Source organism: Micromonospora phytophila (assembly GCF_023656545.1).
GTDB classification, from domain to species: Bacteria; Actinomycetota; Actinomycetes; order Mycobacteriales; family Micromonosporaceae; genus Micromonospora; species Micromonospora phytophila.
On the sequence record NZ_JAMOKF010000240.1, the window covers coordinates 1 to 8,663 of the forward strand.

Genomic DNA, 8,663 nt, shown 5'->3' on the forward strand with positions numbered 1-8,663 from the left:
GATCAGGTGCCGGGGTAGCTGCTGTAGTCGGGGAAGTTGCCGAACAGCCGGCCGTCACCGCCCTGGGTGACCGCCTGCACCAGCAGGTCCCCGCCGACGAACGCGCCCTTCCAGGACGCGCCCCGGCCGCCGAACGGCTCGTCCCGGTCACCCCGGGAACGCGGCTTGTTGATGCCGACCTTGAACGCCTGGAGGTCGACCGCGAGCTTCGCCGCCTCGTCGGTGTCGTCGCAGGCCAGCGAGGCGACCAGCGCGCCGTTGGAGGCGTTCATCGCGGCCAGCAGCTCGTCGGTGGTGTCCACCACGACGATGGTGTCGACCGGGCCGAACGGCTCGGCGTGCATCAGCCGGGACCGGCCGGGCGGGGCCAGCAGCACCGACGGCGCCACGTACGCGGACGTGTCCTGCCCGTCGAGGAAGGGCGCGCCGTCGAGCTTGCCCCGGTGCAGCGGCACCGCGCCGCCGCGGACCGCCTCGTCGACCTTGCGGCGCAGCTCGTCGGCCTTGGCGGCGCTGATCAGCGGGCCGAAGTCCAGCTCGGGCAGCGGGTCACCGGCGGACCAGTCGGCACCGACGGCCAGCGGGTGTCCGAACCGGACCGAGCGCACCACCGGCAGGTACATGTCGAGGAACTCATCGACCAGGTCCCGCTGGACCACGAAGCGCGGGTACGCGGTGCAGCGCTGCTTGCCGTACTCGAAGCCCTTCTTCAGGTGCCCGGCGAGCAGGTCCCACTGGGAGAAGTTCCAGATGCCCCAGGCGTTCAGCCCCTCCTGCTCGATGAAGTGGCGCTTGTCGGTGTCGAGCAGCGCGGCGGCCACCTTGCCGCCGTTGGAGCGCCCGCCGACGAAGGCCACCGCGCCGATCTCGGGCGCCCGGACCAGCACCTCCGACAGCTCCTCGCCGCTGCCGGAGACCAGGGTGGCGGGCAGCCCGGCGCGGCGCATCAGGGCGTGCGCGACGGTCAGGCAGACCGCGCCGCCCTGTGAGGGGGTCTTGGCGATGACCGCGTTGCCGGCGAGCAGCTGCACCAACTCCGCGTGCACGAGCACGCTCATCGGGTAGTTCCAGCTGGCGATGTTGCTGACCGGCCCGGAGAGCGGCTCCCGTCCGTCGGCGAGCATCCGGTCGATCTCGGCGACGTACCAGCGGACGCCGTCGAGTGCCCGGTCGACGTCGGCGCAGGCCAGCCGCCACGGCTTGCCGATCTCCCAGACCAGCAGCAGGGCCAGCAGGTCGCGGTTCGCGGTGAGGGCGTCCAGCGCGTCGGTGACCCGCGCCTTGCGCTCGGCAAGCGGCGTGCCGGCCCAGTCGCGGTGTGCGGCGGCGGAGTGCGCCACCGCGGCGCGGGCGGTCTCCGCGTCCAGCCGGGCCAGGTTGACCAGGACGGTGTTGTCGACCGGCGTGCGTACCGGGGTGGGGGCGCCGACCGCGTGCCAGTCGCCCTGGACCAGGTTGTGCAACGTGGTGACGCCGTCGACCGGGGCGCCGAACGCCTCCGGGACGGCGGCCACCGCGCGGGCGAGGGTGTCGGACCAGGCGGTGCCGTCGGCGAGTCGTAGGGCCATCGCGATCTCCTCAGGGTTGTCCGCGGGAGCGGCGGCGTCGATGGCACCGCTGGTGTCGCTGACTGTCGCCCGCCGGTGAGCGGGGCGGCAACAGTACGTTCGTATGTCAGGACGCCACGCCCGCGCCCAACCGGCCGCGACGCGACCTACGGGCCGCACGACCCGGCCTTGACCTGGGCGTACGTCGACGGTGCATCTAAAATAATCGATGATGTGATGAATCTCCGGACGACGCTGACCGGGTTACCCGTCAGTACGGACGAGGGCCCCTCGCGGATCAGTTCCCCCCGGTGTCCATCGGGGATCGCCTGGCTGTCGGCTCGGGCCGGAAAGGCGACCGGCCGCCGGACGAGGTGTCCGGCGGCCGGTCGAGCGCTGAGTGGGATCAGCTGGTGAAGGTGATGTTGTCGCGACGGCGACGCAGCATCAGCAGGGCACCGCCGCCGATGAGGGCGAGGCCGCCCAGCGCGATGCTGGTGGTGGCGACACCGGTCAGCGGCAGGCCGCCCCCGTTGCTGCCACCGCTGCCGCCGGTGCTCTCCGACGGCGTGGCCGTCGTCGCGCCCGAGGGCGAGGTCGACTCCGACGGCGTGACCGACCCGGTCGGCGACACGGACGTCGACGGCGACACCGAGGTCGACGGCGAGACCGACGTCGAGGGGGTCGGGGTCGGCGACGAGCCGGTGCCGGCGCAGGTGTGGCTCAGGTTGAACTTGTCGGCCTCGCCGGTGACCGTGGCGCTGCCGTCGACCAGGGTCCACCCGGCCGGGGTGAACAGGTAGGCGTGCTTGACCTGCCCGTCGTTGCCGTTAGCGGAGAGGAAGTCGGGGTAGGCGTCGGTGGCGTCCGGCACCTTCACCGTCAGCGTGCTGCCCCCGTTGGAGAAGGTGAGGGTCAGGGTCTCGAAGTCACCGGCCTCGTTGGTCGGGAGCACGAAGTGCCAGCCGTCGTAGCCGGCCGGCAGGTTGTCGAACTTCTCGTCGTCGCACTCCTGGGTTTCGAACCCGGCCGCCGTCGAGCCCTCGTGGGCCGGGTTGAGCGGAACGGTGGCACCGGTCGCCCAGGCGGGAGTGGCGATGGCGAGACAGGCCGTGGCGGCGGCAGCAGAAACGGCCGCGCGCGCCACGCGCCGACGCTGTGGCATGAGGATTCCTCCGAGATTGGTCGAGGGGACAGCACATGATGGCACGGAGCGTGTCGGCAGTCGATATCGGGCGATCGGCTTGAGCAGGCAAGACGCGGCGGTCTAACCGACCTTGGTGGCCAGATTGGTCACTCTCGGTACGGCGTGTCGCTGTAACACGAATGATCCGTACGACGCTGCGCCGGGCGACGCCCGCGTCCCGGCGCGGGTGGGTCGGCGGCCCCGCCGGGACGTACGGGCGGTCCACGATGGGCGCTCTTCGCGAAGCGACGACGCGCGCATTGCATTGCCGGTTATCCATGGGAGCGCTCCGGGCCCGTGGCTCACCCCCACCACCACCTTCACCCTCAGCGGCGTCACCTGCACCCCCGGCTGACGAGATCCTGACGGTTGCCGTTCCCCCGCGGCCGGTGACCGTCCAGGACTCACGGCAGGATGGGGTGGTGGAACGGGCGCTGCTGACGGTGGGGCACGGGGCGGCCGACCGGGCGGGACTGGGGCAGTTGCTGACCGGGGCGGGGATCGCGCTGGTCGTGGACGTGCGGCGGTTCCCCGCCAGCCGAAGCAACTCCGACGTCCGCCGTGAGGAGCTGGAACGCTGGCTACCGGAGGACGGGATCGGCTACCGCTGGGAGCCGCGCCTCGGCGGCAGGCGGCACATCCCGGCCGGCGCACCGCAGCCGGACACCTGGTGGACCGTGCCGGCGTTCCGGGCGTACGCGGCGCACACCCGTACCCCCGACTTCCGGGCGGCGCTGGACGCGGTGCTGGCCGACGCGGTGGCCCGGACCACGGCGGTGATGTGCAGTGAGAGCGTCTGGTGGCGCTGCCACCGGCGACTGATCGCCGACGTCGCGGTGCTCGGCCACGACGTGCCGGTGCACCACCTGATGCCGGACGGCCGGCTCGCCCCGCACCGGCCGGCCGCCGGCGCCCGCCGGCACGGCGACCACGACCTCCGCTGGGTCGGCTGACGACCCACCCGCCTGCGCTCCGGGTGACCGGCCCGGTCGTCGCCGTCCGGGGTGGGGGCTGGTGCTGCTCCGGCGGCGGCTGCGGACGAACCGCTCCGCCCCGCCGGGCGGCTGGCTACGCTCGACGGTGTGCGGGTCCCGGGGCGCAGTGACACCGTGCTCTTCGTGGTCTACGACGGGATACGGCTGCTCGACGTCACCGGCCCGCTCGAGGTGCTCACCGTGGCCAACGAGCACGGCGGGGCGTACCGGCCGCTGCTCGCGTCGCCCGACGGCCGGGACGTGGTGAGCAGCGCGGGCGCCCGGCTCGGGGCCGACGTGGCGCTGTCGGACGTGACCGGGCCGGTGGGCACGCTGGTGGTGCCGGGCGCGCCGGACTGGCAGGCCGCGGCGGCCGACGGGGCGCTGCTGGAGCGGATCCGCCGGCTCGCCGCCGGCTCCAGCCGGACCGCCTCGGTCTGTGCCGGGGCGTTCGCCCTCGCCGCCGCCGGCCTGCTCGACGGCCGCCGGGTGACCACCCACTGGGACCTGGCCGACCAGTTGGCGGCGCACTTCCCGGCGGTCGACGTCGATCCGGACCCGATCTTCATCGTCGACGGCCGGATCATCACCTCGGCCGGGATCACCGCCGGCATCGACCTGACCCTGGCGCTGGTCGAGGCGGACCTGGGCCCGGAGACGGCCCGCGCGGTGGCCCGGCACCTGGTGGTCTTCATGCAGCGCCCGGGCGGGCAGTCCCAGTTCAGCGTCCGGACCAGCACGGCGGGCACCCGCAACGACCTGCTGCGCCGGGTGCTGGACACGGTGGCCGCCGACCCGGCCCACCCGTACGACCTGGCCGGCATGGCGGCGTTGGCCGGGGTGAGCGTGCGCCACCTGGGCCGGTTGTTCCGCACCGACCTGGGCACCACGCCGGCGGTGTACCTGGACCGGATCCGGGTCGAGGCGGCGCAGGGCCTGCTGGAACGCGGCGACGACACGCTCGACGTGGTGGCCCGCCGGGTGGGCTTCGGCTCGCCGGAGACGATGCGCCGGGTCTTCCTCCGGGAGATCGGCATCACCCCCGGGGCCTACCGGTCCCGCTTCCGCACCACCGGCATCACCGGCGACATCGTCCCGACCGGTGGTGCCGGCCCGACCGGTGGTGCCGGTCGGGCCGGCACGGAACCGGCCGGGCCGGTCGGGGGCCCGGTCAGCGGTGGGCGGTGACGGCCGGTCGTCCGGCGTCGACCGACGGCTGCCCCGCGGTGTCGCGCTGGCGCAGGGCGACCACGGCGGCGGCGGCGAGGAGGCCGACCGAGAGCCAGAGCCCGACCGCGACGCCGCCGGAGTCCGACAGCGCGCCGGAGACCAGCGGGCCGATCGCCTGACCGACCGAGAAGGCCACGGTCAGCAGGGCGATGCCCGCGGTCCAGCCGCTCGCCGGCAGCGCCCGGCGGGCGAGCACCGTGGCCGCCGTCGGTCCGGCCATGAACGAGCTGCCGAAGATCGCCGCCGACACCAGCGCCGCGGGCAGCCCGGCCGGGAGCAGCAGCACCGGCAGCACGCCGAGCAGCACCAGCACCGACACCAGCGCCGGCGCCCGACCGCCCGGCAGCCGGCCGATCACCCGCCCCCACACGGTCAGCGTGGCCACCGCCGAGGCGAGCCCGAGCACCACGAAGAAGGTGGCGACCCCGGGGGTGCCGAGGCCCTGGTCACGCAGGAGCGCGATCACGAAGGTCATGTAACTGACGTAACCGGCGCCGAAGAGGACGTACCAGGCGAAGGTCGGGGCCAACCGGGCCAGGTCCGCCCGGGGCAGTCCCACGCTGGTCGCCCCGGACACCGGCGACACCCGCCGCACCGCCAGCAGCGCGGGGACGACCGCGAGCGCGGCGACCACCCCGAGCAGCAGCCAGCCGGCACGCCAGCCGGCGTCCCCGGCCGTCGCCAGCGCCGCCGGCACCAGCAGCCCGGAGAGCACCACGCCGATGCCCACCCCGGCCATGTAGAGCCCGACCATGAGCGCGGCCCGCCGCTGCCCACCGCCGGTGGCGACCCGGGCGGCCAGCGCCGAGCCGAGCACGAAGGAGACCGCCGTGGCCAGCCCGCCGACGAACCGCAGCAGGCTCAACAGCGGGTAGTCCGCGGTGGTCGCGGTGAGCAGCAGGACGAGCGCGCTCACCGCGAGGGTGCCGACGAAGGCGGCCCGGTCGCCGAGCCGGCGGGCCCAGAACACCGCCGTCCCCGCGCCGATCACGTAACCGGCGGCGTTCGCGGTGTTCAGGCCACCGGCCTGGGCGTACGTCCAGTGCAGGTCACCGCGCATGGCGGGCAGCAGCAGCGCGTACGCGAAACGGGTGAAGCCGAGCGCGACGACCGGCCCGGCGGCCAGGCCGAGGGCGATCAACGCCTCGCGCCGGTGCGGATGTCGGGACATGGTTCCTCCTTGGTCGGCGGGCTCGTCGGCCCGCTGATCAGGTGGAACCGGTGTAGGTCGGTGGTCGATGGCCGGCCGGACGGACCGGCGACCCTCGGATCGGGACATCGACCGTCCCGTCCCGGATGTCCCGCGTCCCGTCCCGGATGTCCGGAAGTGGGGTCAGTCGGCCAGTTCGTCGGCGAGCAGGTCCATCAGCAGGCCGTCGTGCCAGCGCCCGTCCTCGCCGCGTTCGTAGCGCCGCAGGACGCCCACCGGGCGGAAGCCGACCTTGGCGTACGCCCGGATCGCCGCGGTGTTCGACGCCGCCGGGTCGATGGTGAACCGGTGATGGCCGTGCTGGTCCACCAGGTGCCGGGCCAGGGTGCGGATCGCGTCCCCGCCGAGCCCGGTGCCGCGCACCGCCGGGTCGAGGAAGAGGTCCATGCTGGCGTGCCGGTAGTCCGGGTCGTCCTCGGCGTACCACTGGATCGCGCCGACCACCCGGCCGTCGTGCTCGATCGCGTACACCGACAGGCCACCGTCGGCGAGGTCGGCCCGGACGGCCGCGGCGAGGTCGTCACCGCCGCGCCACCAGCGGCGCACCTCGGGGGTGGCCCGGATCGCGGCGAGGGCGGGCACGTCCGCCTCCGTCACCGGACGCAACGTGACCGACCGCCCCCGCAGCACCGGCTCAGCCCCGGATCTCGCCGTGCTCGACGCAGACCGCCGACCAGCCGACCGGCAGCACCTGCACCTTCATCCGCCGCCGGCAGTGCGCGCAGAAGCGCGGCGGCTCCAGCAGCCGCGCCGCCGCGCACCCGTCGTGCGCCCCGACCGCCGCGGCCTCGCCGCAGCGGTCGCACCAGGTCTGCGTCACGGTCAACCTCACAGCGTCGCGGAGAGCGCCTTGACCGGCATCTTCAGGTCATCGAGCAGCTTCAGGTCGTCGGTCGCCGGCCGACCCAGGGTGGTCAGGTAGTTGCCGACGATCACCGCGTTGATGCCGCCCAGCAGGCCGTCCCGGGTGCCGAGGTCACCGAGGGTGATCTCGCGGCCGCCCGCATACCGCAGGATGGTGCGCGGCATGGCCAGCCGGAACGCGGCGATGGCGCGCAGCGCGTCCTTGCCCTCCACCACCGGGCGGTCACCCAGCGGGGTGCCCGGGCGGGGGTTGAGGAAGTTCAGCGGCACCTCGTGCGGGTCCAGCTCGGCCAGCTGCGCGGCGAACTCGGCCCGCTGCTCCACCGTCTCACCGAGGCCGAGGATGCCGCCGCAGCAGACCTCCATGCCGGACTCGCGGACCATCCGCAGCGTCTCCCAGCGCTCCTCCCACGAGTGCGTGGTGACCACGTTCGGGAAGTACGACCGGCAGGTCTCCAGGTTGTGGTTGTAGCGGTGCACGCCCATGTCGACCAGCTCGTCGACCTGCTCCTTGCTCAGCATGCCCAGCGAGGCGGCGACCTGGATGTCGACCTCCGCCTTGATCGCGGCGACGCCCTCGCGCATCTGCTTCATCAGCCGGGCGTCCGGGCCGCGCACGGCGGCCACGATGCAGAACTCCGTCGCGCCGGTCGCCGCGGTCTGCTTCGCGGCCTTCACCAGCGAGGGGATGTCCAGAAAGACCGACCGCACCGGCGAGGTGAACAGGCCGGACTGCGAGCAGAAGTGGCAGTCCTCCGGGCAGCCACCGGTCTTCAGCGAGACGATGCCCTCCACCTCGACCTCCGGGCCGCACCAGCGCATCCGCACGTCGTGGGCGAGCTGGAGAGCGGCGGGCAGGTGCTCGTCGGGCAGGTTCAGCACGGCGAGGACGCCGGCCTCGTCGAGGCCGACGCCGTTCTCCAGCACCTGGTTACGGGCCTGGTCGAGGATCTCTGGCATGGCTCGTACCCTACAAGGCCGCCGGATCGCGAGAAACGGCCCGCGTGTCGGGGCCGCTGCGCGGGGTGGAATCGCCGGTCCTTCGGCGGCGGGTGGTAATTTCGCCCGGCGGAAGCGGCCGACGACGGCCGGGAAGGCGTGGGGGTGACGGTGGCGGACTGGCTGGCGGCGCTCGACCGCCGCGCCCAGCTGCGGGCGAAGGCGGGGCTGACCCGCCGGCTGCGACCGCGGGCCGCCGGCGACGGCGTGGTCGACCTCGCCGGCAACGACTACCTCGGCCTCTCCACGCACCCCGAGGTCACCGCCGCGGCGGCGCGGGCGCTGTCGGCGTACGGGCTGGGGGCCACCGGGTCGCGGCTGGTGCGCGGCTCCACCGACGCCCACCACGCGCTGGAGGACGCGCTCGCCGACTGGCTCGGCACCGACCGGGCCCTGGTCTTCTCCTCCGGTTACCTGGCCAACCTCGGCGCCGTCCGGGCGCTCGTGCAGCCGCGTACGCTGCTCGTCTCCGACGCCCACAACCACGCCTCGCTGATCGACGGCTGCCGGATCTCCGGCGCGGAGACCGTGGTGACCCCGCACGCCGACGTGGCGGCGGTGGCGGCGGCGCTCGCCGCCGCGCCCGGACGGCCCGCCGTGGTGGTCACCGAGTCGGTCTTCTCCGTCGATGGCGACCTCGCCCCGCTGGCCCG

Annotated in this window: 9 protein-coding genes; 3 read left to right on the plus strand and 6 right to left on the minus strand. The window is 74.1% G+C overall.

Translation table 11 applies throughout. The annotated features are described in order from the left end of the window. Positions 1 to 2 precede the first annotated feature (2 nt). Positions 3 to 1,568 carry an aldehyde dehydrogenase family protein gene (locus NCC78_RS22950; RefSeq protein WP_250796967.1) on the minus strand — a complete coding sequence of 522 codons (1,566 nt, stop codon included), beginning with the start codon at positions 1,566 to 1,568 and terminating at the stop codon, positions 3 to 5. Positions 1,569 to 1,953: 385 nt separating this feature from the next. Continuing rightward, positions 1,954 to 2,694, minus strand: a complete 741-nt coding sequence (locus NCC78_RS22955) for an LPXTG cell wall anchor domain-containing protein (RefSeq protein ID WP_250796968.1) — start codon at positions 2,692 to 2,694, stop codon at positions 1,954 to 1,956. A gap of 461 nt (positions 2,695 to 3,155) precedes the next feature. Between NCC78_RS22955 and NCC78_RS22960 the strand changes: the two genes are divergently transcribed. Together NCC78_RS22960 and NCC78_RS22965 are read left to right on the plus strand one after the other, a co-directional pair. After that, entirely contained in the window at positions 3,156 to 3,686 is a 531-nt protein-coding gene (locus NCC78_RS22960; RefSeq protein WP_250796969.1) for a DUF488 domain-containing protein, read from the plus strand. A 129-nt stretch (positions 3,687 to 3,815) separates the two neighbouring features. After that, positions 3,816 to 4,895, plus strand: coding sequence for a GlxA family transcriptional regulator (locus tag NCC78_RS22965; protein WP_250796971.1), 1,080 nt, complete (start codon positions 3,816 to 3,818; stop codon positions 4,893 to 4,895). On the opposite strand, the gene NCC78_RS22970 is transcribed toward NCC78_RS22965, so the two are convergent. The 4 genes from NCC78_RS22970 to bioB all read right to left on the minus strand — a co-directional run bounded on the left by NCC78_RS22970 (position 4,879) and on the right by bioB (position 7,971). Next, the gene (locus NCC78_RS22970; RefSeq protein WP_250796973.1) at positions 4,879 to 6,108 is read right to left on the minus strand and encodes a YbfB/YjiJ family MFS transporter; all 1,230 of its coding nucleotides are present in this window, start codon (positions 6,106 to 6,108) and stop codon (positions 4,879 to 4,881) included. The two genes, NCC78_RS22965 and NCC78_RS22970, sit on opposite strands and share 17 nt — an antisense overlap. A gap of 162 nt (positions 6,109 to 6,270) precedes the next feature. Then, positions 6,271 to 6,777 carry a GNAT family N-acetyltransferase gene (locus NCC78_RS22975; protein ID WP_250796975.1) on the minus strand — a complete coding sequence of 169 codons (507 nt, stop codon included), beginning with the start codon at positions 6,775 to 6,777 and terminating at the stop codon, positions 6,271 to 6,273. Between the two features lie 4 nt (positions 6,778 to 6,781). Beyond that, on the minus strand, positions 6,782 to 6,979 hold the full coding sequence (gene bsaP / locus NCC78_RS22980; RefSeq protein WP_308220939.1) for a biotin synthase auxiliary protein BsaP: 198 nt from the start codon (positions 6,977 to 6,979) through the stop codon (positions 6,782 to 6,784). Further along, positions 6,976 to 7,971 carry a biotin synthase BioB gene (bioB, locus tag NCC78_RS22985; protein WP_250796978.1) on the minus strand — a complete coding sequence of 332 codons (996 nt, stop codon included), beginning with the start codon at positions 7,969 to 7,971 and terminating at the stop codon, positions 6,976 to 6,978. Before bioB ends, bsaP begins: the two co-directional genes overlap by 4 nt. A gap of 150 nt (positions 7,972 to 8,121) precedes the next feature. Here bioB and NCC78_RS22990 point away from each other — a divergent pair. Continuing rightward, positions 8,122 to 8,663, plus strand: a 542-nt coding sequence (locus NCC78_RS22990; protein WP_250796979.1) for an aminotransferase class I/II-fold pyridoxal phosphate-dependent enzyme, incomplete at its 3' end; no start/stop codon positions are given.

Bases quoted from the DNA above. Each gene is read 5' to 3' on its own strand.
- NCC78_RS22950 (WP_250796967.1), bottom strand. From the start codon at position 1,568: ATGGCCCTACGACTCGCCGACGGCACCGCCTGGTCCGACACCCTCGCC.
- bioB (WP_250796978.1), bottom strand. From the start codon at position 7,971: ATGCCAGAGATCCTCGACCAGGCCCGTAACCAGGTGCTGGAGAACGGC.
- NCC78_RS22970 (WP_250796973.1), bottom strand. From the start codon at position 6,108: ATGTCCCGACATCCGCACCGGCGCGAGGCGTTGATCGCCCTCGGCCTG.